The sequence below is a fragment of the Achromobacter arsenitoxydans SY8 genome (assembly GCF_000236785.1).
In the GTDB taxonomy this organism is placed as follows: Bacteria; Pseudomonadota; Gammaproteobacteria; order Burkholderiales; family Burkholderiaceae_B; genus Achromobacter; species Achromobacter arsenitoxydans.
This window is the reverse complement of record NZ_AGUF01000105.1, coordinates 1-589: the sequence shown is the minus strand read 5'-3', so window position 1 is coordinate 589 and position 589 is coordinate 1. Positions and strand designations below refer to the sequence as shown.

Sequence of the window (589 nt, the reverse complement as noted above, 5' to 3'; positions counted from 1 at the left end):
CGTCGGCGCTTTCTTCGGCCTGGCTGGTGTGCTGCGTGCCGTAGTGGACGATGTTGACCGGCCGCCAGCCGCGGTTCATATCGTCCCGCGGGTGGCCCGCCAGGGTGAAGGAGATGCCGGGCTGCAGGCGCGGATCGTCGCCCTCGACCACGGCCATGCGCGCGTCGCGGCGGTGGCCGCGCAGGCGGTTCTCGGCAAAGGGGCGGCCAACCTCGTCGAACTTGGCGCGGGCGGGGTAGTCGTAGCGCTCGTAGCGGGCGCCCTGGCGCGCCAGGTCCTGGCCGTCGCGGCTGTGCTCGTGGGCGTAGCTGGGATGCTTGAAGGTGTAGTCGCGCTGGGTCTGGCGCGCCGTGCGCACGTTCTCGGCATAGGCGAAGCGGCGCAGCGCAGGCTGGGGCTGATCGCCGCCGGGCGTGGGGTTGTACTGCACAGGCTCGTCGCCGATGCGGCCGTGGATGAACAGGCGATCGCTGTGGACCAACTGGTGGCCCTCGGCGCTGTGGCGGAAGGAATAGAAAAAACCTTCCTCGCGCATGATGCGCTCAAGAAAGTCGTAGTCGGTGTCGCCGGCCTGCACGCAGTACTCGCG

1 protein-coding gene is annotated in these 589 nt (G+C 69.4%); it reads right to left on the bottom strand.

Annotation, left to right across the window (positions count from 1 at the left end; genetic code table 11):
* Positions 1–589 (bottom strand): contractile injection system protein, VgrG/Pvc8 family (locus tag KYC_RS28345; RefSeq protein ID WP_008169090.1); only part of this gene is annotated, 589 nt, incomplete at both ends.